Below are 24,434 nucleotides of genomic sequence, written 5' to 3'. Positions count from 1 at the left end.
GACATGCGCCGCTACGGCAAGAACCCCGACGAGGACGACATCCGGGTCCGCCCCAACCGCAAGGGCAACCGGCCCCGTACCAACATCCGGCCCAAGCACGAGGACGCCGAGGAGGGCATGGTCCTCACCGTCGACCGGGGCCGTCTCACCTGTCTCGTCGACGATCGTACGGTCATGGCGATGAAGGCCCGTGAGCTGGGCCGGAAGGCCGCCGTGGTGGGTGACACCGTCTCTCTCGTCGGTGATCTCTCCGGTGACAAGGACACCCTCGCCCGCATCGTCCGCATCGGTGAGCGCCGCTCGGTGCTGCGCCGGACCGCGGACGACGACGATCCGTACGAGCGGGTGGTCGTCGCCAACGCCGACCAGCTGGCGATCGTCACCGCGCTGGCCGATCCGGAACCCCGGCCTCGGATGATCGACCGCTGTCTGGTCGCCGCGTACGACGGCGGGCTCTCCCCGCTCCTGGTCCTCACCAAGTCGGATCTGGCCTCCCCGGACAAGCTGCTGGAGGCGTACACCCCACTGGGCGTCCCGTTCATCGTGACCAGCCGCGAGGAGCTGGAGAACGGCGACGCGGCCGAGCGGGTCCGCGAGCAGCTGAACGACCGGGTCACCGCCTTTGTCGGGCACTCCGGCGTCGGCAAGACCACACTGGTCAACGCGCTGGTACCGAAGGACCGGCGGCGTACGACGGGAGTGGTCAACGCGGTCACCGGCCGCGGCCGGCACACCACCACATCGGCGCTGGCGCTGCCGCTGCCGGACTACCGCGGCTGGGTGATCGACACCCCCGGTGTCCGCTCCTTCGGGCTCAACCACATCGACCCGTCCCGGGTGATCCACGCCTTCCCCGACCTGGAGCCCGGCACCGAGAACTGCCCGCGCGGCTGCACCCATGACAGCCACGAACCGGAATGCGCCCTGGTCGCCTGGGTGGCGGACGGCCATGCCGATCCGGCCCGGCTGGACTCGCTGCACCGGCTGCTGTCCACGCGGGAGCGGCGCGAAGGCGACTGACCGAGGCACGTTTGCGATCTACCGCCGCAGGTAAATGCATAATCACACTCAGTGTGGCAAGGCGGTCACCGAAGTGGGAGGGCACTGACGATGGCGTGGCTGCTGGTCGTGGTCGCAGGACTTCTGGAGACCGGCTTCGCCGTCTGTCTGAAACTCTCGCACGGCTTCACCCGGCTCTGGCCGACCATCGCGTTCTGCGTCTTCGCGCTCGGATCCTTCGGTCTGCTGACGTTGTCACTGAAGAAGCTCGACGTGGGGCCCGCCTACGCGGTGTGGACCGGCATCGGCGCGGCGGGCACCGCGATTTACGGCATGGTCTTCCTCGACGACGTGGTCTCCACCCTCAAGCTGGTCTCGATCTCCCTGGTGATCGTCGGGGTGATCGGACTCCAGCTCTCGGGCTCGTCCCACTGACCCCGTCCGCCGTCCGCCCCGCCACGAGGGCCTGTCCGGCGGATCAGGGCCGAACAGGGCGCGGCGTCCGGTGCGGTGCGTCGCAAGGCGCCGGATCACCTCATAGGGGAGCTGTCCGGGTGGCTCGGCGACGTGGCGAAGTGCCGTGCCGGACACCGCGACCCCGGCCAGGATCCGCCGGTGGCCCCGTTCACCTGCGGTCGATACTGTGACGGCATGCCCGATTACCACGATGATCTGCGCCTTGCCCATGTACTGGCGGACGCCGCCGACGCGGCGACGATGGACCGGTTCAAGGCTCTCGACCTCAAGGTCGAGACCAAGCCGGACATGACGCCGGTGAGCGAGGCCGACAAGGCCGCCGAGGAGCTGATCCGCGGCCACCTCCATCGGGCCCGCCCGCGCGACGCGATTCTGGGCGAGGAATTCGGGATCGAGGGCACCGGCCCGCGGCGCTGGGTCGTCGACCCGATCGACGGCACCAAGAACTACGTACGGGGCGTGCCCGTCTGGGCGACGCTGATCTCGCTGATGGAGGCCGGCGAGGAAGGCTTCCAGCCGGTGGTCGGCGTGGTCTCCGCACCCGCGCTGAACCGGCGCTGGTGGGCGGCGAAGGGGGCGGGCGCGTTCTCCGGCCGCAGCCTGACCTCCGCGACCCGGCTCCAGGTGTCGAAGGTGGAGCGGATCGCGGACTCCTCATTCGCGTACGCGTCACTGAGCGGCTGGGAGGAGCAGGGCCGGCTCGACGGATTCCTGGATCTGACCAGGGCCTGCTGGCGCACGCGTGGGTACGGGGACTTCTGGCCGTACATGATGGTCGCCGAGGGTTCGGTGGACATCTGCGCGGAGCCGGAGCTCTCGCTCTGGGACATGGCGGCCAACGCGATCATCGTCCAGGAGGCGGGCGGGAAGTTCACCAGCCTGGACGGGGTCTCCGGTCCGGGCGGCGGCAACGCCGCGGCCTCGAACGGACTGCTCCACCATGAGCTGCTCGGTTATCTGAACCAGCGTTACTGAACCAGCGTTACCGAACCAGCGTTACTGAACCGGCGTTACTGAACCGACGTCACTGAACCGGCACACCCGGCCACGCTCCATCACCGAAGGGCGTCGCACACCGGCGCACACCCTTTGAGCGGTTCGCCCCCCTTGTCCCTTCCGCGCATCGGTGCAACTCTGAGAGTCCCCCGCTTGTGAATTTGTGAATCGGCTCACGCGCCCTTTCACCAAGGAGGTGGCTCCCTTCATGCTCGTCCGAGACGCCATGAGCACGCTGGTCCTCACCATCGGGCCCGCCCATACGCTCCGCCAGGCCGCCCGGCTGATGTCGGTCCGCCGCATCGGGGCCGCGGTCGTCCTCGACAAGGACAACAGCGGGCTCGGCATCCTCACCGAACGCGACATACTCAACGCGGTCGGCTCCGGCCAGGATCCGGATGTCGAGATCGCAGCCACCCACACCACCACCGACGTGGTCTTCGCCGCGCCCACCTGGACCCTGGCGGAGGCCGCGGAGGCCATGACACACGGCGAGTTCCGCCACCTGATCGTGCTGGACGACCACGGGCCCGTGGGCATCGTCTCCGTCCGCGACATCCTGCGCTGCTGGGCGCCCGCCAGGCGCCGCCACCACGCGGAACTCATCGTTTGAGCCCCCGGTGAACGACCGGTGGGCCGGTCTCCCCTCGAGGGGAGACCGGCCCACCGCCGACGACAGTCGTCCGGATCAGCCACGAAGGGCCTGGACCGCGGCCTCCAGACGCTTGCCGAAGTCGCCGTCCGCCTGGCGGAAGTTGTTGATCGCGCGCTCGGCGATGTCGTCGCGCGACACCTTGGCGATGAACCCGGCGAGGTTCTCGATCAGCCGGGCCTTCTCGTCCTCGGAGTAGAGCCGGTAGAGGTTTCCGGCCTGCACGAAGTCGTTGTCCTCGGCATGGCTCGGGGCCACGTGCGTGGCGACTTCGCCGGAGACGGTGGTGGGCTCCCACAACGGGCGGTCGGTCTGGGCCGGACCGCCGAAGCTGTTCGGCTCGTAGTTCTTCGCACCCTTGTGGCGGCCGTCGTACAGGTAGCCGTCCCGGCTGTTGGTGCGCGCCTCGGTGGCGTGCGGACGGTTCACCGGCAGGTGGTCGGCGTTGATGCCGACGCGGTAGCGGTGGGCGTCGCCGTAGGCGAAGAGACGGCCCTGGAGCATCTTGTCGGGGGACGGGCCGATTCCCGGCACGAAGTGCGCGGGGCTGAAGATCGACTGCTCGACCTCGGCGAAAATGTTCTCCGGGTTGCGGTTGAGCTCCAGCTTCCCGATCTCGATCGGCGGGTAGTCCGCGTGCGGCCACACCTTGGTGAGGTCGAACGGGTTGAAGCGGTACGTGGCCGCCTCGGCCGCCGGCATGATCTGGACCTGCACCGTCCAGGACGGGAAGTCGCCGCGCTCGATCGCCTCGCGCAGATCGCGCTGGTGACTGTCCGGGTCCTCACCGGCAAGCTTGTTGGCCTCGTCCTGGGTGAGGTTCTTGATGCCCTGGTCGGTCTTGAAGTGGTACTTGACCCAGAAGACCTCGCCGGCCTCGTTGCTCCACTGGTACGTGTGCGAGCCGTAGCCGTTCATGTGGCGCAGCGTGGCCGGGATGCCACGGTCGCCGAAGAGCCAGGTCACCTGGTGGGTGGACTCGGGCGACAGACCCCAGAAGTCCCAGACGTTGTCCGCCTCCTGCGAGCCGGTGTACGGGTCGCGCTTCTGGGTGTGGATGAAGTCCGGGAACTTGATGGCGTCCTTGATGAAGAACACCGGGGTGTTGTTGCCGACGAGGTCGTAGTTGCCCTCCTCGGTGTAGAACTTCAGCGCGAAGCCTCGGGGGTCGCGCACCGCGTCGGCCGAGCCGAGGTTGCCGGCCACGGTCGAGAAGCGCAGGAAGGCCTCGGTCTGCTTGCCGACCTCGGAGAGGAACTTCGCCCGGGTCCACTGCGAGACATCGCGGGTCAGCGTGAACGTGCCGTACGCGCCGGCGCCGCGGGCGTGCACGATGCGCTCCGGAATGCGCTCGCGGTTGAAGTGCGCGAGCTTCTCCAGCAGCGACTGGTCCTGCACCAGGACGGGACCGCCGACGCCCGCGGTCTGGCTGTTCTGGTTGTCGGCGACCGGCGCGCCGGCCTCCGTGGTGAGCGGTCCCTGCGTCACGTGCGCCTCCTGCGTCGTTCCTGCACATTCGTCTTGTCCTGCACAGCCTGTCCCTTGGCGTATGCCGGTGCCGATCCTACAATGGACTAAGTCCAAGTCAAGTAGACATCCAAAGTCACACCCGTTCGGGACCTGGTCCCTTCACTGTTAGGCTTGTTTCCATGAGTGACCTGTTGGAACGACTTCGCGGACGCGGCTGGCGCATGACTGCGCAGCGGCGCGTCGTGGCCGAGGTCCTCGACGGGGACCATGTGCACCTCACGGCCGACGAGGTCCACGCGCGGGCCGTGGCCAAGCTGCCCGAGATCTCCCGCGCCACCGTCTACAACACGCTGGGTGAGATGGTGTCGCTCGGCGAGGTCATCGAGGTCTCCACGGACCGCCGGGCCAAGCGCTACGACCCGAACGCACACCGTCCTCACCACCACCTCGTCTGCGCGGCCTGCGGCACGATCCGCGACGTCCACCCGGCCGGCGACCCGATGGCGGACCTGCCGAGCGACGAACGCTTCGGCTTCACGGTGTCCGACGTCGAGGTCACCTACAGAGGAATCTGCCCCAGCTGCGCGGCGACAAGCTGACCCGAACGAGCGATGAAGACCCCGGTGCGAGCATCATCCGCATCGGGGTCTTCCGCGTGCATCCCCGCAACGGACACCACCTCCCCGTCACCGGCACACGCGCACCCCCTTCCCGAATCTGACGGGTAGTCATATCGTCTGCGGCGATCACGTCCGCCCCGCGGCGGATCCGCACCTCGATACGCGCGAGGAGAGACCCGTGGGAGATCCGCACCCGACCCCACCCGCCACCACAGCCACCAGCCCCAAACTCCGCGCCGACGCGCTCACCCGCTCGTTCGGGCGCGGCGCCAAGGCCCTGCCCGCCCTCGGCCCGCTCGATCTCTCCGTCGCACCGGGCGAGTTCACCTGCATCGTCGGTCCTTCCGGCTGCGGCAAGTCCACTCTTCTCAGGATCGCCGCCGGACTGCTCCGCCCCAGCTCCGGCGAGCTGTCCATCCGTACGGCCGCGTCCCGTCCGGCGGCGATGATCTTCCAGGACTACGGCATCCACGACTGGAAGACCGTGCTCGCCAATGTCCGCTTCGGTCTCGACATCCAGCGCGTACCACGCAAGGAGGCCGACTCGAGGGCGCGCGACTGGCTGGCCCGGATGGGGCTCTCCGACTTCGCGGGGGCGTATCCGGCCGCCCTCTCCGGCGGAATGCGGCAACGGGTCGCGATCGCCCGCGCCCTCGCCGTCGAACCCGAGATACTGCTGATGGACGAACCGTTCGCGGCGCTCGACGCCCAGCTGCGCACCATCCTCCAGGACGAGCTGCTCGACCTCACCCAGACCACCCGTACCACCACCCTCTTCATCACCCACAGCCTCGAAGAGGCGATCGTGCTCGGGGACAGGGTGCTGGTGATGTCCGCCAGACCGGGGCGGATCATCGCCGAGCGCCGCCCGCCGTTCGGCCGGCCGCGCACCGGCACAGTCCGTTCGGCACCCGAGTTCACCGCAATGAAGAGCGAGTTGTGGGAACTCCTGCGCGGCGAGGTGCACAGGGAGGCGGTCCTGGCATGACCGTCACCGTGAACGCCACGAAGCCCGACGAGGGCGTCCTGGTCCGCAGACCGGGCCCGCACGAGCTGCATCCGGTACGCACCCACCGCAGGCGCCGAGCCCTGGAGATCGCGCTCGCCGTCGCCGTACCGCTGTTCCTCGTGCTGCTCTGGCAACTGGCCGCCGCACAGTCCTGGATCGACGCCCGGGTCTACCCCGCCCCTTCCACCATCCTGGCGGACGGCTTGGACCGGGCGGGCGCCGGTGAACTGTGGCCGGACGTATGGGCCACGCTCAAGCGGGTCCTCGGCGGCTATGCGATCGGCACCGTCGCGGGATACGCGCTCGGCCTGCTGATGGGCTCGCTCTCCCTCGTACGGGCGGCGCTGGAACCCATGCTCGACGCCCTGTACGTCGTGCCGAAGCTGGCCCTGCTGCCGGTCTTCCTCAATATGTTCGGCCTCGGTGAAGGGCCGCAGATCGCCCTGGTCGCGGCGACCGTCTTCTTCTTCGTCTGGATCTCCACCATGGCGGCCGTGCTCGCCGTCCCGGCCGGCCACCGTGATGCCGGTCAGGTCTTCGGCGCCTCGGCCTGGCAGATGTTCCGCCATGTGCTGCTGCCGGCGTCGCTGCCCGCGGTCCTGGTCGGGGCACGGATCGCGGCAGGAGTGGCCGTGCTCGTCATCGTCGCCTCCGAACAGATCGCCGCGGCCGACGGTCTCGGCCATCTGATCTTCGACTCCCGGGCGCTGTTCCAGAACGACGTGATGTTCGTCGGCATCGTGTGTGTGGCGGTCCTCGGTGTCGTCTTCTCCGAAGCGGTGCGGCTCGCCGGGCGGCTGCTCACACCGTGGGCCCCGCGCGACCGCGGCCGCGGTCGGTCCTGAACGGCTCCCCTGGCTCTTCGTACGGAGGCATTGTGCGTACACACACCCCCTTCACCCGCACCGTCGTGCTCGTCACGGCATCCCTGCTCGGCGCGGCGGGCTGCGCCGGGCCCGACTCCGGCGGCGACGGTGCCGCCGCGGCGCCGCGCACCGTCAGGCCCGTCGCGGGCTGTGGCGCCGGCAGCTGGACCGACCCGGCCGAACTCGCCGCCGACCGGAAGGCGGCCCGCTGCGACTCGGGCGCCCCGGCGGCCCAGCCCCTGGCGAAGAGGCGGAAGATCACCGTCGCCACCGGCACCCTGAGCGCGGAGTACGTCGCTCCGCTCCAGGTCGCGGTGGCGAAGGGCGAGTTCGCGAAGGAGGGGCTGGACGTCGAACTGAAGGTGCTGCCCACCCCCGACGCCCTTCCGCTGCTCGCCAAGGGCGATGTGGACGCCCAGTGGGCGGCTCCCGAGGCAGCCGTGATGAACGGCATCAACGGCGGCTTCGTCATCAAGTGGGTCGCGGGGAACTTCTCCCCCGCCCCCACGTCCAAGAGCGGCCTGTGGGTGCGTCTCAAGGACGGCGAGAGCGCCGATCACGTCGAGATGGCGGGCCGGAAGCTGGGCACCATGATCGGCAAGGGCTCGGTCATCGCGTACCCGATGGACACCGCCCTGAAGAAGCACGGCGGCGGCCTCGACAGGATCAGCTTCCAGCAGCTCGGTTCCGCGGATGTGCTGACCGCGCTGCAGAACGGCGGCGTGGACTCGGCCTGGCTGCTCGATCCGATCTGGCGCAAGGTGGACGGCGACAAGAGATACGCGTTCCTGGGAGGCCAGCCCGTCGGTGAACCGCTCGGCGGCCTGCTCTTCGGTCCGACACTGCTGAACAAGGACCCGGACGCGGGTGTCGCCTTCCTCCGCGCCTATATCCGGACGGTGAACACCTACTTCGCCGGCGACTACAAGTCCGATCCCGGCTTCGTCACCGAGCTGGCGAAGCTGATGAAGACCGACGAGGCCACGCTGCGGTCGACCCCGTCGATGCGGATGGACTGGGAGATACGGAAGGGCACGACGGACCGGCTGCAGGAGGCGTACGCCGACTCGGGCGTCTCGAAGGGCGCTCCGGTACCGGAGGCGAAGGCCGTCGACCGGGCGATGTACGCGGAGGCGGTGGGCCACAAACTCTGACGCATACACAGAAGGTCGGATCCTCGAAAGGATCCGACCTTCTGTCTTCAGTAGCGGGGACAGGATTTGAACCTGCGACCTCTGGGTTATGAGCCCAGCGAGCTACCGAGCTGCTCCACCCCGCGTCGTTGTGATTAGAACTGTACGTCACCGCTCCGGAGCAGCGCAAATCAGTTCCGGCGCCCCGGACGGGCGGGCCGCGCGCGGACGTACGGGGGCGTGTTTCGAAAGTCCCGCCGGGCCGGGAACGCCCGGCACTTCCCCAAGTTCTCGGCTTCGCTCGAGCAGGGGAGACCCCATCGCTCGCCGCGTTGTCGGTCGTCGGCGCAGCCCGCTGCGCTCTCCTCCCTCCGCCTTGCGAGCGCACGCACCGGACACCCCCGACCCCGCCCTCCGGGCGGACGACGCCACTTTCGAAACACGCCCCAGGCCCCACCACGCGGCCCCCGTGTCCCTGCGCGGCCCCACGGGCCCTACGCGGTCAGCTCCTGGTGCAGCGCCTCCCGCAGCCGGGCCGCCCGCTCCGCGACCTCCGCCGGGCCCAGCTCGACCGCCCGCGCACACCAGCGCTGCCCCTCGGTGAGCTCGCCGCGGCGGGCGGCCAGCAGGGCGAGGCGCAGGGCCGCCCGCCCGTGCCCGTCGTTCGCGGCCCGGCTCCACCACAGCGCGGCCTCACGCTCGCTGCCCTCGCGGGCGAGCAGCAGCCCGAGGTTGAAGGCGCCGTTGCGGCTGCCCGACTCGGCGGCCTCGCGGTACCAGCGGGCGGCGCTGTCCACGTCGCCCCGGGCCGCCGCGAGCATCCCGACCCGCACCTGGGCGCGGCGGTGCCCCTGCTCGGCGGCCCGCTCGTACCACTCCTCGCACTCGGTCTTCTCCGGCATCGGCTCGCCGAGCGCGGGAGGGCCGGGCGGCGGCTGCCGGGAGTCCAGCACCCCGGCCAGCCGGAAGGCGGCCTCCGCGCTGCCGCCGCCGGCCGCACAGCGCAGATGGCGCTCCGCCTCCTGCTCCTCGCCCTGATGCAGCAGGGCCATACCGACCTGGAGGGCGGCCTCGGTGTGGCCTGCCGCCGCGGCACGCTCGTACCAGACCAGTGCCGCACGGTCCTCGTCGCGCCCGGCGTACAGGATGCCGAGGTTGAAGGCCGCGTCGACGCTGCCCGCCTCGGCCGCCTTGGAGAACCAGGGCTCGGCACCGGTCGGGTCACCCGCCTGGAGCAGGAGCACGGCCAGCGCGTTGGCCGCCTCTCGGTGGCCGGCGTACGCGGCGCGGCGGTACCACTGCTCGGCCTGCGGCGTACGGTCCTGGGCCGCGCAGAGCAGGCCGAGGTTGTAGGCGCCGTTGACATCGCCCGCGTCCATGGCGGCGCGGTACCAGCGCTCGGCGGTCTGCTGCTCGCCCCTGGCTGCGTGCAGGGCTCCCAGGGCGTTGGCGGCGTTCCCGTCGCCGTCCTGGGCGGCGCGCAGCCACCACACGGCGGCGCTCTCCTCGTCGCCCGCGTCACGCAGCAGGAAGCCGAGCGCGCAGGCGGCGCGCGCCTCGCCCGCCTTCGCGGAGATGAGGTACCAGCGGCCGGCCTCCTTGGGCTCGCCGCGCTGTTCGAGGATGGCGCCGAGGTGCAGGGCGGCCCGCCGGTGGCCACGCGCGGCGGCCTGCCGGTACCACTGCTCCGCCTCGCCCACACGCCCGGTCGCCGGTCCCGCCACCGGGCCGTCGTCCCTGCGCACCGCGGAACGGCCGGGCGCACGGGACCGCTCGCCCGCGCCGGGTCCCAGTCCCGGGCGGCCGAAGGCGTCGTGCGGGTCGTCGGCGGCGTTACGGTCCAGCATGCGTGCGAGGCGGTACGCGGCTTCCCGGTGCCCCTGCTCCGCGGCGGCCCGCAGCCAGCGCTCCGCGCCGACATCGCTGCGGTGTTCCAGCAGGTCGGCGAGGGCGTACGCACCCAGCGCGTGGCCCTGCTCGGCGGACTGCCGCAGCCAGTACTCGGCACCGGGCTCGTCGCCGCGCTCGCGATAGTAGCGGCCCAGGGCGTGCGCGGCGGCGGCGGAGCCGGCGACGGCGGCGATACGCCACCAGCCGGCCGCGTCGTCGACGTATCCGCGCTGGTGGAGGAGGACGCCCAGGTTGTTGGCCGCGGCCCGGTCGCCGTCCGCGGTGGCCCCGCGCAGGTACGGTTCGGCGCCGTCCAGGTCACCCCGGCGCAGCAGAAGGGCACCGAGGATGCTCATCGATGCGGTGTCCCCGGCGTCGGCGGCGCGACGGTGACGCGCCTCGCTCTCGGCGCTCTCCTCGCTCTCGGCGCTCCCGGCGCCCCCGGCGCTCCCGGCGCTCCCGGCGCTCCCGGCGCTCCCGGCGCTCCCGGCGCTCCCGGCGCTCCCGGAAGTCTGCGCGACCCCCGCGGTCCCGGTGCTCCCGTCGGCCCCAGCGCTTCCCGTGTTCTCTGTGAACTCTGTGCTCTCGACGGTCGCGGCACACCCCGCAGTCTCGGCAGTCTCGGTCGCCTTGATGATCTCAGGTGTATCGGGTGTCTCAGGTGTGTCAGTGGTCTCGTTGTTCTCCGCGGCGGCACCACCAAAAGCCGCATTCATCGCGTTGTCCGGCGGATCAACGCGACGTTGCACAAACCGCCCTGTCTCCAACAGAGTTGCCCTGTCCCCCATAAATACCATCGTCGCACCACCTGCAACCCGCGTACACCTGGTATATCGCGGCCAGTGAGGTCACTTCAGCGTTTTGTCGACATGCCCACAGAGAGATAAGTCAAACACGTCCGGACCCAACTCGTGCCCCGCGAACCGCACTTCACGCACCTTGCACAAGAAAGTCGCCACGGCATGACGAAGGCCCGGATCCTCGAAAGGATCCGGGCCTTCGTCTTTCAGTAGCGGGGACAGGATTTGAACCTGCGACCTCTGGGTTATGAGCCCAGCGAGCTACCGAGCTGCTCCACCCCGCGTCGTTGTGTGGAAACCGTACCACGACACGGGGTGAAGCCTTTACCCGGTTACTCAGCCACTGGTGTCAGTGCCCGCCGGTCTGCCCTTCTCGTCCGAGGCGGTCGCGCCGTCCGTGGCCTTAGCACCGTCCTTCGCACCGCCCGCGCCGTTCGCACTGCCCGACTTGGGCTGGGCGGCTGCCGCACGCTCCAACGCGTCCTGCAGATCTTCCTGGGCCTTGCCGTAGGCGGCCCAGTCCTGCTCCTTGAGAGCCGCCTGGCCCTCCGAGTAGGCCTTCTGCGCGTCCGCGATCGCCTTCTTCAGCGCCGCGTCACCGGTGGCCGGTGGCTGCGTGGTGTCGCCCGGGGGCCGGGTGGTGTCCGTCGGCGGCTGGGTGGTGCCGGAGTCCGTCACCCCGAAGACCGCGTTGAGCGCCTCCCCGAGGCTGTTCTCGAAGACGGTCTTCGACCCGTACGAGGCGGCGACCTTGCGCAGCAGCGGATAGTTCTGCGTGCCACCGCGCGTGTACACCGGCTCGATGTAGAGGAAGCCTCCTTCGAGCGGCACGGTCAGCAGATTGCCGTACTCGATGTCGGAGTCTGTTCCCTTGAGGTTTCTCACGAACTCGGCGACGTCGTCGTTGCCGTTGAGCTCACTCTGTACCTGGCCGGGCCCCTTCACCGTCGTCGTCACTCTGAGCAGTCTGATCGTGCCGTAATCCTTGCTGGCCGCGTCCGCGTCCACCGCCATGAACGCCCCGAGGTCGGGCCGCCCCTTCGGGGTGAACGTCGTCGTCAGCGAGAACTTCTGGGCCGTCTGGTCCGGCATCTTGATGCTCAGGTAGTACGGCGGGACGGCACCGGACTCCTTCTTGGTCGGGTCGTCCGGGACCTGCCACGCGTCACTGCCGCTGTAGAACTGGGCGGGGTTCGTGACGTGGTACCGGGTGAGCAGCTCACGCTGCACCTTGAACAGGTCCTGCGGGTACCGCAGGTGGTCCATGAGCTCCGGCGGGATGTCCGACCTGGGCGTCACCGTCCCCGGGAACGCCTTGCTCCAGGTCTTGAGGACCGGGTCCTCGGTGTCCCACTCGTACAGCTTGACCGTCCCGTCGTACGCGTCGACGGTGGCCTTCACCGAGTTGCGGATGTAGTTGACCTGGTTCTGCTGGGTGACGACCGCGCGCTGGTTGGTGGTCAGCGAGTCTGCCGTGGTGTCACCGAGCGTCGTACGCGAGGCGTAGGGGTAGCTGTTGGTGGTGGTGTACGCGTCGACGACCCACTGGATGCGGCCGTTCACCACCGCCGGATAGGCGTCGCCGTCGATGGTCAGCCACGGAGCGACCGCCTCGACGCGCTCCTTGGGCGTGCGGTTGTAGAGAATTCGCGAGCCCTCGCCGATGGCTCCCGAGTAGAGGATCTGCGGCTCGCTGAACGCCACCGCGTACGCGGCACGGTTGAAGGCGTTGGAGAGGCTGACCCCGCTGTTGCCCTTGTAGCTGGTGGTCTTCTCGCCGTCCTGCTCGTAGTCGAGCTCCTTCTGGGGCCCGCCGACGATGGAGTACTGCTCGGTCTTCTCGCCGTAGTAGATCCGCTGCTCGTACGTGGGGAACTCGCCGCTCGTCGGCAGACCGGACTCGGTGAAGTCCGGGGAGCCCTTCGGGTTCTTGCCGGTCGTCGTGCCCTTGGCCGCGATGGCACCGTAGCCGTGGGTGTAGGTGAAGTGGTCGTTGATCCAGTTGCGCTTGGGGATGCCGTCGAGGTTGAGCTCGCGCAGACCGATGATCGTGTCCTGGTCCTTGCCGGAGGCGTCCTTGTAGCGGTCCACGTCCAGCGTCTTGGGGAACTGGTAGTAGTTCCTCTTCTGCTGGAGCTGCTGGAAGGCCGGGGAGACGACGTTGGGGTCCATCACCCGGTAACTGGCGGCGGTGTCCGCGCTCGCGCGCAGCTTGGCTTCGTCGTCCGTCGTGCTCTTGCCCGAGTAGTCGTCCACCTGCGCGTCGTCGATGTCGTACGCGTCACGCGTCGCGTCGATGTTCTTCTGGATGAACGGCGCTTCCTTGGCCTGCTCGTTCGGCTGGACCTGGAACTTCTGCACGATCGCCGGGTACAGCCCGCCGATCAGGATCGCCGAGAGCACCATCAGACCCAAGCCGATCATCGGGAGCTGCCAGGTGCGGCGCCAGAGCGTGGCGAAGAAGAGCACGGCACAGATCGCGGCGATACAGAACAGGATGGTCTTCGCCGGAAGGTAGGCGTTGGCGTCGACGTACCGCAGGCCCGTCCAGTTGTCCGTGGCCTTGAAGTCACTGGACTTCACCGCCAGGCCGTACCGGTCGAGCCAGTACGCCACGGCCTTCAGCGAGACGAAGACGCCGAGCAGCACCGACAGGTGGCCGGTGGCCGCGCCGGTCGCCCGCGCGCCGGGGCTGGTGATGCGCAGCCCGCCGTACAGATAGTGGGTCATCGCGGCGGCGATCAGCGAGAGCACCGTGGCCGCGAAGCCGAAGCCCAGCAGGAAGCGGTACCAGGGCAGGTCGAAGGCGTAGAAGGACACGTCCAGATGGAACTGGGGGTCCTTCTGCCCGAACGCCACGCCGTTCACATACGTCAGCCAGGTACGCCACTGGCCGGAGGCGGATGCTCCGGCGATCAGCCCGACGAGCACGGCGATCGCGAGCAGCACCCACTTCTTGTACGGGGCGAGGCTCATCCGGTAGCGGTCCAGGCTCTGCTGTTCCAGCGACATCGCGCTCAGCGGCGGCCGGAGCCGGTACGCGAGCCAGATGTTCAGTCCGACGGCGAATGCCATCAGCAGTCCGAAGACCAGGAACAGGCCGATCTTGGTCCACATGGTGGTGGTGAAGACGGACGAATAATCGACCGACCGGTACCAGAGCCAGTCCGTCCAGAACCCGGCGAACATGACGAACGCCATGGCGAGAACCGCCAGGACGCCAAGTGTCATGAGCAGGGTACGGGCACGCCGGGACGGGCGGCCGACTCTGATCCGTGGCCCGGTCGGGCCTCCGCCGCGGTCCGGCATCTGGAAAGCCAACGTGCGCACCTCGAAGTTCGCGGGTCGTGTGAAGCGGGCCCAGCGATCGTAGAGCCCACCTATGCAACTTACTGAGGCTTTACCTAGTTCCCGTTCCCGGGTCGGAAGGAGGCAGGATATTGGCCATGTCCAACGTTTCCCCCTCAGGCCCTCCGATGGCCGCGAGCCCGCTCACCGTGGCCGTGCTCGAAATCGACGAGTACATCTCCGGCCTCGGCTGGGACCAGCCGGCCCGGCTCTTCGCACTGGTCGACACCGCCAAGCTGCGGGTCCAGGAGCCCGGCCTCGCCGCCCAGCTCGGTCTGGACAGCACCGATTCCCCGTCCGCCTCACTGACCCCCATCGAGCAGGACGAGCTGCCGCCGGGGACCGCCCTGGACGAGTTCCTCGCCACGATCGCCTGGCCCGACGCGGTGATCGGGTGCGCGCTGACGGTGGAGCGCCTGATGCTGCCGCCGTCCGCCGAGGCCTCGGTGCCCGAGGGGCTCAGCGACGCGCAGCTGACCAAGTGGGTCGCCAAGCACCCGGAGCGCCAGGAGGTGCGGATGACCGTGGCGGTCCTGCGGGACGGTACGCGTGAGTCGGCCGTACGGCTTCGGGCGAAGGACACCCCGAGCGAGGTGCGCACCGGCGCCGGCCTGGTGCCCGGGCTGGCCGACGCACTGGCCGCGACCTTCGAGTCCTGACCCCGTCGCGTCCCCCCGCGGGGGCGCGGTCAGCCTGCCGAGCAGCTCGGCAGCCCGGCCGTGTCCCCCACCTGGATCTTCTCCAGCGACTTCTTCGCGTCGTCGATCGTCTTCACCTTCACCAGCGTGAGTCCGCTCGGGGTGTCGGAGGCGGCGGCCTTGCAGTTCTCTTCCGGTGTCAGGAAGTACCTGGCGCCGGCGTCGCGCGCACCGACCAGCTTCATGTTGATGCCGCCGATCGGGCCGACCTTGCCCTTGTCGTCGATCGTGCCCGTGCCCGCGATGAACTTGCCGCCCGTGAGCTTGCCGGGTGTCAGCTTGTCGATGACGCCCAGCGAGAACATCAGACCGGCGCTCGGGCCACCGACATCGGCGAGCTTGATGTCGATCCGGAACGGGAACGTGTGGTCCGTTCCGGCCTGGATGCCGACGATCGCGCGATTCTCCTTGGGTGCCTTCACCGTGGTGATGACGACCTTCCGGCTGCCCTCGGGCTCCTTGCCGGCCTTCTCGGCCGCCTGGGCCGTGCGGGCCGGGATGATCGTGAACGTGACCTTCTCGCCGGGATCGTGGCGGGTGACTAGTTTCGCGACGTCCTCGGGCTGCTTGACGGGGTTGCCGTCGACCTGCTTGATCACGTCGCCCGCGTGCAGCTTGCCCTGGGCGGGACTGCCCTTGACGACCGTCGAGACCACGACGCGCGAGGTGACCGGGATGCCCAGTTCGGTCAGCGCGGCGACCTTGGCGCTCTCCTGGGACTGGCTGAACTCCTCGGCGTTCTCCTGCGTCGACTCCTGCTCGGTCTTGCCGTCGGGGTAAAGCGTGTCGTGCGGTACGACCACGCTGTCGTGGGCCAGCCAGCCGTAGACGGACTCGACGAGATTCATGCTGTAGTCGGCACCGGTGACCCTGACCGTCGTCATATTGAGATTGCCGGACGTCGGATACGTCTTGTGCCCGGAAATCTGCAGGACGGGTTCGCCGTCGACCTTGCCCAGGGTGTTCACGGTCGGACCGGGGGACATCTCCGAATAGGGCACGGGGATCAGCACGCCTGCGCAGAGCAGCGCGATGAGGATCAGGGTGGAGGCGAGCATCGTCGCGGTGCGGCGTGGCATGGAACGACAGTACGGGAAGGGCCTGTCAGTGCACCGCCGGGGCCGGTCCGTACGGGGCGGGGAACCGGGCGCGGGCCGCGCCGGAGGATGTCGGCAGTCGGAGCCGCGATGCGGATTGGCGACTGCGTACGCGCGATGAAACGTCAGGCGACATCGGAACCGGAGTGCGACTTCTCCATCGCCTCACGGAACCTGGCATAACCGGCGAGCTCGGTGACATCGCCGGTTGTTCGATTACGAGTGGCCCAGCTTCCCCATATCGCAGCGCCGAGCGCAGCGAAAAGCGGAATCAGCAACCAGGCAAGTGCTGCCATTACGACCTCCCTACCCCATGAGCGACCGCAACTGTCCGATCAGCAGATTAACCGTCTGAAAAACCCACGCTCACGGCAGGGGTGGGGTTACGCAAATCGGGCCCGGACGGCCTCATGGCCGGCTTGCGCTCAGCCGGCGCCGACCCATTCCCCGGTCCCGTCCGAGAAGCTCTGATGCTTCCAGATCGGTACCTCGTGCTTGAGGTCGTCGATGAGCTTGCGGCAGGCCGCGAACGCCTCCGCGCGGTGCGGGCAGGAGACGGCGACGACCACGGCGATGTCACCCACTTGGAGGTCACCCACCCGATGGACCGCGGCCAGCGCCCGGACCGGGAAGTCGGCGACGACCTTCTCGGCCACCCGGCGCATCTCCTCCTGCGCCGAGGGGTGGCAGGAGTACCCGAGAGCGTCGACATCCTGACCGCCGTCGTGGTTGCGCACCGTGCCGACGAAGAGCGCCGTGCCGCCCGCAGCGTCGTCCCCGACGGCCCGGAAGATCTCGTCGACCGACAGCGGGGTGTCGCGGATCTCCAGCAGCCGGACTGGGTCGCCCGCCGCCTGCTCGCCGGGGTGGTCGTTGGTGGGTGCCATGGGCCCATGGTGCCGTACGGCACCGACAACGCGGAATAGCTCTTTCCACCGGCGGGCCGCCCCTGACCTTGGAGCCTTCTGCAGAAGTCCGTGGGAGCTTCTACAGAAGTCCCTGGGAGGAGGAGGTCCGGGGCGGCTCTCAGATGCGGCGGCGGGCCTTGCGGGCACGGCGGACCAGGGCGGCGGTGCCGAGCAGTGCCACGGTCGCACCGGCGGCACCCGCCGCGGTGGCGTCCTTGCGGCCGAGACGGCGTCCGGCGACGGTGTGCCGGCCCTCGACCTCTTCGAGGAGGGCGGCGAGCACTTCCTCATTGGTCCACCTCGGGCGCCATCCCACGTCGTGCAGCCGGCTCACGCTGACCACCCAGGGGTGCATCGTGTACGCCAGATCGCCCGCCGGGGACGGGGTGAGGCCGATCCGGTGCAGCCGGGCGGCGGCGCCCAGGGCCACGGCGGAGGGCAGCTCCATCCGGCGGACGCCGCTGAGCTCCTCGACCTCCTCCTGCTCCAGCCAGCCGTCGCAGCCGACCGCGAACTCGCCGTCGATCCTTTCGAGCGCGGCGTACTCCAGGGCCGTGACCAGGTCGTCGACATGGCAGAACTGCCAGGTCGGACGCGATCCGGCGACGACCAGGAGGCGCGGCGACTCGAAGTAGCGGGTCAGCGCGGTGTCCGTACCGCCGACCAGGACGGTGGGCCGGACCACGGTCACATTGAGTCCGGGATGGGCGCGGGGCGCCCGGCGGCCCAGCCGTTCGATCTCCAGGAGGTCGCCGACGCCGGTGGCCTCGGCCGTGGCGCGCAGCTCGGCGTCCTCGGAGAGCGGGATGTCGTTGTCGGGCAGCGCCCCGTAGACCATCGCCGAGGTACACAGCACGACCCGGTGCACACCGACGGCCGCGGCGGCCGTCAGCACGGTCTGGGTGCCGCGAACGTTGTACGCGGTGCGGGCGGCGGGATCGGTCTCCAGATCGAGATCGAGTGCGAGATGCACCACGACATCTGCGCCGCGCAGCTTCTCCGCGATGGCGGGGTCGCGGACGTCAAGGATGTGCCAGGTCGCCTCGGAGACCTCTCCGCGGCGTTCGTCGATGGCGACGACCTGCTTGATCTCCTCGGATGCCGCGAGGCGTGCGGTGAGCAGCTCGCCCACGCCGCCGGCGGCTCCGGTGACCGCGACGACGGGTCCACGGCTCCGGGATCGGTTCTTTTCTGGTTTGTTCTCGGTCGAGGGGGCGGACAGGTTTCGCGCTGCGCGAACCTGAGGATCTGGGGAACTCACCGGGCGTCTCCAGCGGTTGTCTTCAGTACGTACCCGAATGACGCGTGCGTACCAGGTGGCGTCCATCCTGCCGCAGGCCGGGAGCCGGCGGAGCACTGAGGCCCTGCGCGGGGTTTGGTGTCTACGCTGGATGGTGATGTCGGGCAGTCGCCGTCGGTTCGAGCCGGCGGCCCTACGAGCCGAGGAAACCCCGTGAGTGACACCCCATTCGGATTCGGCCTTCCGCCGGAGGAGCCGGACAACGGCGACGAGGGCAAGAAGAAGGACCCCACCGGAGGTGGGCAGGGCTCGGGCGGGCCGGCGAACCCGTTCGGCTTCGGGCCCGGCGCGGGCGGGGAAAACCCGTTCGCGGCGATGTTCGGCTCGATGAACCCCAACGACCTGGGCGCCGCCTTCCAGCAGCTCGGCCAGATGCTGAGCTACGAGGGCGGTCCCGTGAACTGGGACATGGCCAAGCAGATCGCCCGCCAGACGGTCTCGCAGGGCACGCCGGACGGTACGAAGGACGCCAGCGTCGGCCCGACCGAGCGGTCCGCGGTCGACGAGGCGCTGCGTCTCGCCGACCTCTGGCTGGACGGCGTGACGTCGTTGCCCTCCGGCTCGGTCTCCACCGTGGCGTGGAGCCGGGCGGAGTGGGTCGAGGCGTCCCTTCCGGCCTGGCAGAAGCTGGTCGACCCGGTGGCTGAGCGCGTCGGTCTCGCCATGGGCGACGTGCTGCCCGAGGAGATGCAGGCGATGGCCGGCCCGCTGATCGGCATGATGCGGTCGATGGGCGGCGCGATGTTCGGCCAGCAGATCGGGCAGGCCGTCGGCGTGCTGGCGGGCGAGGTGGTCGGATCGACCGACATCGGCCTGCCCCTGGGCCCGGCGGGCAAGGCCGCGCTGCTGCCGCTGAACGTGGAGCGGTTCGGCAAGGACCTCAGCGTGCCGCAGGACGAGGTGCGGCTGTATCTCGCCCTGCGCGAGGCCGCGCACCAGCGCCTCTTCGCCCATGTCCCGTGGCTGCGCTCGCATCTGTTCGGCGCCGTCGAGGGGTACGCGCGCGGCATCAAGGTCGACACCAGCAAGCTGGAGGACGTGGTCGGTCAGTTCGACCCGTCGCAGCCCGAGCAGCTTCAGGACGCCCTTCAGCAGGGCATGTTCCAGCCGGAGGACACTCCCGAGCAGAAGGCCGCCCTGGCCCGGCTGGAGACGGCACTCGCGCTGGTCGAGGGCTGGGTGGACGCCGTGGTTCACGAGGCCGCGAAGTCCCGTCTGACCTCGGCGGACGCGCTGCGCGAGACGATGCGCAGGCGCCGCGCCTCCGGCGGTCCGGCCGAGCAGACCTTCGCCACGCTCATCGGGCTTCAGCTGCGTCCGCGGCGGCTGCGTGACGCCTCGCGCCTGTGGGCGTCCCTCACCGACGCCCGCGGACTCGACGGGCGCGACGCCCTGTGGGAGCACCCCGACATGCTGCCGACGGCCCAGGACCTGGACGATCCGGACGGCTTCGTGCACCGCGAGCAGCTGGACTTCTCCGAGCTGGACAAGATGCTCGGCGAGGCCGCTAAGGGCCCGCAGCAGCCTGCCCCGGAGGCGGACGGCAAGGACTCGCCCGGCACGGGTCGGGCCGACGGCCGCGAGGACGACGGCAAGGGCGACACCGACCGGTGAGCCTGTACGACGACGCCGTTCTCGTACTGAAGGGGTACGGGAATCCGGCGGACCCGGGCCAGGACGGGCTGCGCCAGGTCTATCTCGACCATCTGGCCCGGCATCCCGACGGCATGTGGAAGGCCTGCGAAGCCGGCCACCTGACGGCCAGCGCGCTGGTCGTCGACCCCGAGCGCGGCAGGGTCCTGCTCACCCTCCACCGCAAGCTCCGGATGTGGCTGCAGATGGGCGGGCATTGCGAGCCGCAGGACGTCTCACTCGCCGCCGCGGCGCTGCGGGAAGCGACCGAGGAGTCCGGCGTCACCGGCCTGACCCTGCTCGCGGGCGGCCCGGTGACGCTGGACCGCCACGCGATCCCCGCGCCCTGTCACTGGCATCTGGATGTGCAGTACGTGGCACTGGCACCCTCGGGTGCGACGGAGCAGATCAGCGACGAGTCGCTGGACCTGCGCTGGTTCGGGTACGACGAGGTCGCCTCGGTGGCCGACGCATCGGTCGTACGGCTGATGGAGCGCGCCCGCGCCACGCTGGAGCAGCGCCGGTAGGAGCGGCACGCGGAACACGGGTGAGGGGCGGTCTCCGCGGAGACCGCCCCTCACCCGCGCCGGTGCGCGGTGGCTCAGTTCCAGGAGTTGTTCTGGTTCTGACCGTGCGCGCCCTGCTGGCCCATTCCGTACTGGGCCCGGACGCCCTGGCCGATCTCGTGGTTCTGCGGGGGCAGCACCTCGCTCGGCTGGACCAGGGCGAAGCCCTGGCCGAGGAAGTTGAGCTCCCAGCCCTCACCGGTGTTCCCGCGCCGCCGCCAGACACCCGAGGAGTGCGTCTGGGCCTGCATCTGCACCCGCAGCGAGCTTGACCAGGCGACGATCGCGTCGGCGTCGGCGTTGACGTACTTGTCCGGCGTGACCTGCATCATCAGCGGCTGGCCCGAGGTCATCAGGACGACCTTGCCGGTGCCGGAGATGTTGAGCTGGTACTTCCCGGTGCCCGAGATGCCGTACTGGCTGTCCACCGCGATGACCTCGGTGTGCAGCGAGGAGTCCAGCGCCAGGACATAGGCGCTGTCGACCGTGATGCCGTCCCGGTCGACATCCACGACATGGATGTACTGCGCGAGGTTGGCGAGGTAGACGGTGCCCTGCCCGGAGCAGCGCATCAGGTCCAGGCCCTCACCGGTGTTCGCGCGGGCGCGGCGCTGCCCGTGCGACTGGTACTCGCCGTCGAACTCCATCAGACCCTGGTACGCGACCATGGCGCCCTTGCGGGCGAGCACGTCGTCGTGGCCGGTCAGCGAGACCCGCAGGAGCTGCGGGTTCTGGACGGTGTACCGGTCCTGGGACTGCTGTTCCGTGTAGCTGAAAAGCGGACTCTGCATGGTGTGTTCTTCTCCCCGTCAGTTCCGGGCCCGCAGGCGGTCGGTACTGTCCTCGCTCGGCTGCACGACGACGATGCCCTGGCCGGAGAAAGCCATCTGGTACGCCTCGCCGCTGCCCCGCCCGATGAGCGAGGAGGCCTTGAAGCTGCGCTTGCCCTTCACCTTGAGGTTCGGGGACCAGGCCACGAGGGCGTCCGGATCGACATAGGTCTCGTCCTCGCCGCGTCCGCAGTCGACGACGATCGGTGTGCCGCGCGAGGTGATGGCGACCCAGCCGGTGCCCGAGATGCAGACGTTCCACAGACCCTGGCCCGCGAACTTGGCGAGGCCCTTGACCCGCTCCACGCCCCAGGTGAGATGACCGTCGAAGGCGAGGACGTTGGTGCCGTTGACCGAGAGAGAGTCGTTGTTGAGGTTGATGACGATCACATCGGCGCCGTAGTCGGCGAGGTAGAGCAGTCCGTCGCCGGAGCATTTCATGACCGGTGCGCCCTCGCCGGTGATCCACTGGGAGGCGATCTGCCGGACGGCGGGCGGGTTGGGTTCGTACTGGATGAAGCCCTCGTACGCGACCATCGAGCCGGTACGTGCGTAGAGGTCCTGGCCGGTGGCCATGGCGACCTTGAGCATCGTGCGGCCGTGGTTCTCCATACGGGCCGTGACGGGGGTCGGGGCGTAGCCCGCGAGCTGCTGATTCATGACGGGCTCCCTCAGACCTCGTAGGGCTGGACGACGATGAAGTTGCCGGGGGCTCCCCGGAACTGGAGGTTCACGGTCTCCCCGCTGTGTCCCGGGTACGCGTTGCGGCGCAGCCGGACCTGGCTGGAGATGATCACCTGGGACGCGGCCGACCAGGCCACGACGGCGTTGCAGTCGGCGAAGGTGGTCGGCGTGACGGGCAGGACGACGGGGACGCCGTGGGTCTTGACGACGACGGTGCCGGTGCCCTGGAACTGCATGGTGAACAGGGCGCCGCCGGGGATGCCGTGGCCCTCGATCCTGCGCACCTCGTGCTGCAACGACTCGTCGAAGGCGAGGACGTTCTCCGCGGAGACACAGATGCTGTCGCCCTGCAGCTCGATGGCGTGCAGATGGGAGCCGCCCTCGGCAAGGAAGACCTGTCCGCGGCCGGTGCAGCGCATCAGCTGCATTTCCTGGCCGGTGGCGTTGCCGACGATACGGCCGGCGAAGCCGGCCCCCTTGTAGCTGAAGTCGACCTTGCCCTGGTACATCACCATGCTGCCCTGGCGGGCGAACACGGGCGTGCCGCCCATGGTGAGGTCGACCCGCATGAGCTGCTGGTTCTGCGGGGTCCAGCGCTGACCGGTAGCCGTCTCCTTGTACGGCTGGAGCGCCGCCTGCAGACCGGCACCGGCCTGCGGCACACCTTGCGGTACGCCCTGGGGCGGACCGGGCGGCTGCATGCCCGGGGGCTGCTGACCGTAGGGCGCCGGGGCCTGGCCGGGGACCTGGCCGAACTGCGGCTGGCCCGGCTGGCCGTACGGAGCCGGGGCGGGGGCGGGCGGCGGCACTGTGCCGCCGTGCGGTGCCAGCGGTGCGGCCATCGTCGGCGCGGCATGCATCTGCTGCTGCGGAGCGGGGGCGGGGGCAGCCGGAGCACCGAAGGACGGGGCGGGCTGCGGGGCCTGAGGTGTTTGTGGTGCGGCCGGGGCCCCGAAGGACGGGGCGGGCGCCGGCGCGGACGCCTGGGCGGGCGGGGCGAACGACGGAGCCGCCGCCTGCGGCTGAGGCGCGGCGGGCTCCTCCTCGGCGACCTCACCGCCGAAGTTCTTCAGCAGCGCTTCGAGGCCGCCGTCGAATCCCTGGCCGACCGCGGCGAATCGCCAGACGTCCTTCAGATAGAAGTCGCCCAGCATCACCGCACGTTCGGTGGTGAACTCCGAACCGCTGAAGGCGTACCTGACGACTTCTTCGCCACCTGCGACGATCCGGATGTATCCGGGACCGATCTGGGACATCTGCCCGGCGCCATCGACCGTCGCGGTGAACGACAGCTTGTGGATGTTCGCCGGAATGCGGTCCAGGGTGACGCGGAACGACTCGGTGTCGCCGGCCTGGGCGCCGAGAAGCTGAATGGACTCCTCGGGCGATTTAGGCTGATTGAAGAAGATGAAATACCGGTCGTCGGAGAGCTGCTCATCGGCATCGAGGCCGAAGCAACTGATGTCGAAGGTCAGCCCCGGACCGGCGATCTGCACACCTACGTACAGATCCGTCCCCGCCGTGAGATCACTGATCTTGGACTTGTGACCGCGTTGGAATTCCCTGGCCATGCGTAACGACCGTCCCCCATCCCGAATGTGAATGCGTCGCGCCAGGCTAACCGCAAACGCCGACATCGAGCTAAGTCGGTACACACCCGGTACAGAATCTGCGGACGTCACTCACCGGGGGCGGCGGGCTGCTGGGGCAGCCGCTCGGCCGCCACCACTCCCTCCAGGTAACCGCGAGCCCGCTCGGTACGGGGATACGCCTCCAGCAGCCGCCAGAAGCGCGGACCGTGGCCGGGCACGAGCAGATGCGCCAGCTCGTGGACCAGTACGTAGTCGACGACATACTCGGGCATGCCCTGCAGCCGGTGCGACAGACGGATGCTGCCCTCCGCCGGAGTACATGACCCCCAGCGGGTGTTCTGGTTGGTCACCCACCGCACCGACGCCGGCCGGGCACGGCCCTCGAAATACTGGGCGGACAACCGCTCGGCCCGCGCGGTGAGTTCGCCGTCGCCGAGGACGCGTTTGCTCTCCTGTGCCGCGAGCTTGTCGAGCATCACGCCGACCCAGCGCCGCTCCTCCGCCTCCGACATCCGGGCCGGGATGAGCACGATGGTGCGGTCGCCCTCCCGGTACGCGGAGACCGTTCTGCTGCGGCGGTCGCTCCGGCGGACCTCGACCGCGCTCGTCGCCGAGGCGCGGGGCGGACGGTCAGCCGCGCGGCGCTGCTGGGTTCCGGCGCTGCGCACGGGGGTCTCCCCGGCGTATCCGGGTGACGGGTCGGCGGGCACGTCACGACGTTACCCGGTATCAGTGGAGGAAGTCCCGCCTCCGGGAGGGTTCACGCCTGATCCACTCCACGGCATGCACCATTTGAACGACTAATACCCCATGCCTGTGGACAACTTTCTGCACGCTTCGGCGCTCGGCTGCATTCTGGCAACGGAT

The 24,434-nt window shown here is 69.5% G+C and carries 22 protein-coding genes and 2 tRNA genes; 11 read left to right on the top strand and 13 right to left on the bottom strand.

Annotation, left to right across the window (positions count from 1 at the left end; all coding sequences use genetic code 11):
- Nucleotides 1–3 precede the first annotated feature (3 nt).
- The 4 genes from rsgA to ACWCQ6_RS18760 all read left to right on the top strand — a co-directional run bounded on the left by rsgA (nt 4) and on the right by ACWCQ6_RS18760 (nt 3,085).
- Entirely contained in the window at nt 4–1,020 is a 1,017-nt protein-coding gene (rsgA, locus tag ACWCQ6_RS18775; RefSeq protein WP_451090467.1) for a ribosome small subunit-dependent GTPase A, read from the top strand.
- Nucleotides 1,021–1,110: 90 nt separating this feature from the next.
- Complete coding sequence (locus tag ACWCQ6_RS18770) at nt 1,111–1,434, top strand: DMT family transporter (protein ID WP_145803350.1); 324 nt, start codon at nt 1,111–1,113, stop codon at nt 1,432–1,434.
- 216 nt (nt 1,435–1,650) lie between these two features.
- Nucleotides 1,651–2,451 (top strand): histidinol-phosphatase, encoded by an 801-nt coding sequence (hisN, locus tag ACWCQ6_RS18765; RefSeq protein ID WP_451090465.1) that lies wholly within the window; start codon nt 1,651–1,653, stop codon nt 2,449–2,451.
- Nucleotides 2,452–2,680: 229 nt separating this feature from the next.
- The gene (locus ACWCQ6_RS18760) at nt 2,681–3,085 is read left to right on the top strand and encodes a CBS domain-containing protein (protein WP_451090463.1); all 405 of its coding nucleotides are present in this window, start codon (nt 2,681–2,683) and stop codon (nt 3,083–3,085) included.
- 75 nt (nt 3,086–3,160) lie between these two features.
- Here ACWCQ6_RS18760 and ACWCQ6_RS18755 read toward each other — a convergent pair whose 3' ends face one another.
- Complete coding sequence (locus tag ACWCQ6_RS18755; protein ID WP_451090461.1) at nt 3,161–4,612, bottom strand: catalase; 1,452 nt, start codon at nt 4,610–4,612, stop codon at nt 3,161–3,163.
- A gap of 161 nt (nt 4,613–4,773) precedes the next feature.
- On the opposite strand from ACWCQ6_RS18755, the gene ACWCQ6_RS18750 reads away from it, so the two are divergent.
- The 4 genes from ACWCQ6_RS18750 (at nt 4,774) to ACWCQ6_RS18735 (ending at nt 8,243) form a co-directional block, all read left to right on the top strand.
- Nucleotides 4,774–5,193: a Fur family transcriptional regulator gene (locus ACWCQ6_RS18750; protein WP_451090459.1), complete on the top strand. Its 420-nt coding sequence runs from the start codon at nt 4,774–4,776 to the stop codon at nt 5,191–5,193.
- Between the two features lie 199 nt (nt 5,194–5,392).
- A complete protein-coding gene (locus ACWCQ6_RS18745) occupies nt 5,393–6,202 on the top strand; it encodes an ABC transporter ATP-binding protein (protein ID WP_451090457.1) in 810 nt (269 codons plus the stop codon).
- A complete protein-coding gene (locus tag ACWCQ6_RS18740; RefSeq protein ID WP_451090455.1) occupies nt 6,199–7,068 on the top strand; it encodes an ABC transporter permease in 870 nt (289 codons plus the stop codon). Before ACWCQ6_RS18745 ends, ACWCQ6_RS18740 begins: the two co-directional genes overlap by 4 nt.
- A gap of 32 nt (nt 7,069–7,100) precedes the next feature.
- Complete coding sequence (locus ACWCQ6_RS18735; protein ID WP_451090453.1) at nt 7,101–8,243, top strand: ABC transporter substrate-binding protein; 1,143 nt, start codon at nt 7,101–7,103, stop codon at nt 8,241–8,243.
- Nucleotides 8,244–8,294: 51 nt separating this feature from the next.
- On the opposite strand, the gene ACWCQ6_RS18730 is transcribed toward ACWCQ6_RS18735, so the two are convergent.
- The 4 genes from ACWCQ6_RS18730 to ACWCQ6_RS18715 all read right to left on the bottom strand — a co-directional run bounded on the left by ACWCQ6_RS18730 (nt 8,295) and on the right by ACWCQ6_RS18715 (nt 14,221).
- Nucleotides 8,295–8,368: transfer RNA gene (locus ACWCQ6_RS18730), tRNA-Met, on the bottom strand.
- 348 nt (nt 8,369–8,716) lie between these two features.
- Entirely contained in the window at nt 8,717–10,909 is a 2,193-nt protein-coding gene (locus ACWCQ6_RS18725; protein ID WP_451090451.1) for a sel1 repeat family protein, read from the bottom strand.
- A gap of 213 nt (nt 10,910–11,122) precedes the next feature.
- Nucleotides 11,123–11,196, bottom strand: a tRNA-Met gene (locus tag ACWCQ6_RS18720).
- 52 nt (nt 11,197–11,248) lie between these two features.
- Entirely contained in the window at nt 11,249–14,221 is a 2,973-nt protein-coding gene (locus ACWCQ6_RS18715) for a UPF0182 family membrane protein (RefSeq protein ID WP_451090485.1), read from the bottom strand.
- A gap of 137 nt (nt 14,222–14,358) precedes the next feature.
- On the opposite strand from ACWCQ6_RS18715, the gene ACWCQ6_RS18710 reads away from it, so the two are divergent.
- On the top strand, nt 14,359–14,919 hold the full coding sequence (locus tag ACWCQ6_RS18710) for a PPA1309 family protein (RefSeq protein WP_451090449.1): 561 nt from the start codon (nt 14,359–14,361) through the stop codon (nt 14,917–14,919).
- 29 nt (nt 14,920–14,948) lie between these two features.
- On the opposite strand, the gene ACWCQ6_RS18705 is transcribed toward ACWCQ6_RS18710, so the two are convergent.
- The 4 genes from ACWCQ6_RS18705 to ACWCQ6_RS18690 form a co-directional block, all read right to left on the bottom strand.
- A complete protein-coding gene (locus ACWCQ6_RS18705) occupies nt 14,949–16,037 on the bottom strand; it encodes a YlbL family protein (protein ID WP_451090447.1) in 1,089 nt (362 codons plus the stop codon).
- A gap of 143 nt (nt 16,038–16,180) precedes the next feature.
- Nucleotides 16,181–16,351: a hypothetical protein gene (locus tag ACWCQ6_RS18700; protein ID WP_451090445.1), complete on the bottom strand. Its 171-nt coding sequence runs from the start codon at nt 16,349–16,351 to the stop codon at nt 16,181–16,183.
- A 129-nt stretch (nt 16,352–16,480) separates the two neighbouring features.
- Nucleotides 16,481–16,942 carry a molybdenum cofactor biosynthesis protein MoaE gene (locus ACWCQ6_RS18695; protein ID WP_451090443.1) on the bottom strand — a complete coding sequence of 154 codons (462 nt, stop codon included), beginning with the start codon at nt 16,940–16,942 and terminating at the stop codon, nt 16,481–16,483.
- Nucleotides 16,943–17,081: 139 nt separating this feature from the next.
- Nucleotides 17,082–18,224 carry an SDR family oxidoreductase gene (locus ACWCQ6_RS18690; protein ID WP_451090441.1) on the bottom strand — a complete coding sequence of 381 codons (1,143 nt, stop codon included), beginning with the start codon at nt 18,222–18,224 and terminating at the stop codon, nt 17,082–17,084.
- Nucleotides 18,225–18,416: 192 nt separating this feature from the next.
- Here ACWCQ6_RS18690 and ACWCQ6_RS18685 point away from each other — a divergent pair, with 192 nt between their 5' ends.
- Together ACWCQ6_RS18685 and ACWCQ6_RS18680 are read left to right on the top strand one after the other, a co-directional pair.
- Nucleotides 18,417–19,877, top strand: a complete 1,461-nt coding sequence (locus tag ACWCQ6_RS18685; RefSeq protein WP_451090439.1) for a zinc-dependent metalloprotease — start codon at nt 18,417–18,419, stop codon at nt 19,875–19,877.
- Entirely contained in the window at nt 19,874–20,422 is a 549-nt protein-coding gene (locus tag ACWCQ6_RS18680; RefSeq protein ID WP_451090437.1) for an NUDIX hydrolase, read from the top strand. Before ACWCQ6_RS18685 ends, ACWCQ6_RS18680 begins: the two co-directional genes overlap by 4 nt.
- A gap of 74 nt (nt 20,423–20,496) precedes the next feature.
- Here ACWCQ6_RS18680 and ACWCQ6_RS18675 read toward each other — a convergent pair whose 3' ends face one another.
- From ACWCQ6_RS18675 to ACWCQ6_RS18660, 4 genes are all read right to left on the bottom strand, one after another.
- The gene (locus tag ACWCQ6_RS18675) at nt 20,497–21,252 is read right to left on the bottom strand and encodes an AIM24 family protein (RefSeq protein WP_451090435.1); all 756 of its coding nucleotides are present in this window, start codon (nt 21,250–21,252) and stop codon (nt 20,497–20,499) included.
- Nucleotides 21,253–21,270: 18 nt separating this feature from the next.
- Nucleotides 21,271–21,951, bottom strand: a complete 681-nt coding sequence (locus tag ACWCQ6_RS18670) for an AIM24 family protein (RefSeq protein WP_451090433.1) — start codon at nt 21,949–21,951, stop codon at nt 21,271–21,273.
- 11 nt (nt 21,952–21,962) lie between these two features.
- Entirely contained in the window at nt 21,963–23,546 is a 1,584-nt protein-coding gene (locus tag ACWCQ6_RS18665) for a TerD family protein (RefSeq protein WP_451090431.1), read from the bottom strand.
- Between the two features lie 107 nt (nt 23,547–23,653).
- Nucleotides 23,654–24,277 (bottom strand): M48 metallopeptidase family protein, encoded by a 624-nt coding sequence (locus ACWCQ6_RS18660; protein WP_451090429.1) that lies wholly within the window; start codon nt 24,275–24,277, stop codon nt 23,654–23,656.
- Between the last annotated feature and the right edge of the window lie 157 nt (nt 24,278–24,434).

The sequence above is a fragment of the Streptomyces sp. NPDC001880 genome, assembly GCF_053594575.1.
This window is presented reverse-complemented; position numbering and strand designations above follow the sequence as displayed.

Excerpts from the sequence above, each read along its gene's own strand:
- rsgA (WP_451090467.1), top strand. The coding sequence starts at position 4 with ATGCGCCGCTACGGCAAGAACCCCGACGAGGACGACATCCGGGTCCGC.
- ACWCQ6_RS18770 (WP_145803350.1), top strand. The coding sequence starts at position 1,111 with ATGGCGTGGCTGCTGGTCGTGGTCGCAGGACTTCTGGAGACCGGCTTC.
- hisN (WP_451090465.1), top strand. The coding sequence starts at position 1,651 with ATGCCCGATTACCACGATGATCTGCGCCTTGCCCATGTACTGGCGGAC.
- ACWCQ6_RS18760 (WP_451090463.1), top strand. The coding sequence starts at position 2,681 with ATGCTCGTCCGAGACGCCATGAGCACGCTGGTCCTCACCATCGGGCCC.
- ACWCQ6_RS18750 (WP_451090459.1), top strand. The coding sequence starts at position 4,774 with ATGAGTGACCTGTTGGAACGACTTCGCGGACGCGGCTGGCGCATGACT.
- ACWCQ6_RS18740 (WP_451090455.1), top strand. The coding sequence starts at position 6,199 with ATGACCGTCACCGTGAACGCCACGAAGCCCGACGAGGGCGTCCTGGTC.
- ACWCQ6_RS18725 (WP_451090451.1), bottom strand. The coding sequence starts at position 10,909 with ATGGTATTTATGGGGGACAGGGCAACTCTGTTGGAGACAGGGCGGTTT.
- ACWCQ6_RS18715 (WP_451090485.1), bottom strand. The coding sequence starts at position 14,221 with ATGCCGGACCGCGGCGGAGGCCCGACCGGGCCACGGATCAGAGTCGGC.
- ACWCQ6_RS18710 (WP_451090449.1), top strand. The coding sequence starts at position 14,359 with ATGTCCAACGTTTCCCCCTCAGGCCCTCCGATGGCCGCGAGCCCGCTC.
- ACWCQ6_RS18705 (WP_451090447.1), bottom strand. The coding sequence starts at position 16,037 with ATGCCACGCCGCACCGCGACGATGCTCGCCTCCACCCTGATCCTCATC.
- ACWCQ6_RS18700 (WP_451090445.1), bottom strand. The coding sequence starts at position 16,351 with ATGGCAGCACTTGCCTGGTTGCTGATTCCGCTTTTCGCTGCGCTCGGC.
- ACWCQ6_RS18695 (WP_451090443.1), bottom strand. The coding sequence starts at position 16,942 with ATGGCACCCACCAACGACCACCCCGGCGAGCAGGCGGCGGGCGACCCA.
- ACWCQ6_RS18675 (WP_451090435.1), bottom strand. The coding sequence starts at position 21,252 with ATGCAGAGTCCGCTTTTCAGCTACACGGAACAGCAGTCCCAGGACCGG.
- ACWCQ6_RS18670 (WP_451090433.1), bottom strand. The coding sequence starts at position 21,951 with ATGAATCAGCAGCTCGCGGGCTACGCCCCGACCCCCGTCACGGCCCGT.
- ACWCQ6_RS18665 (WP_451090431.1), bottom strand. The coding sequence starts at position 23,546 with ATGGCCAGGGAATTCCAACGCGGTCACAAGTCCAAGATCAGTGATCTC.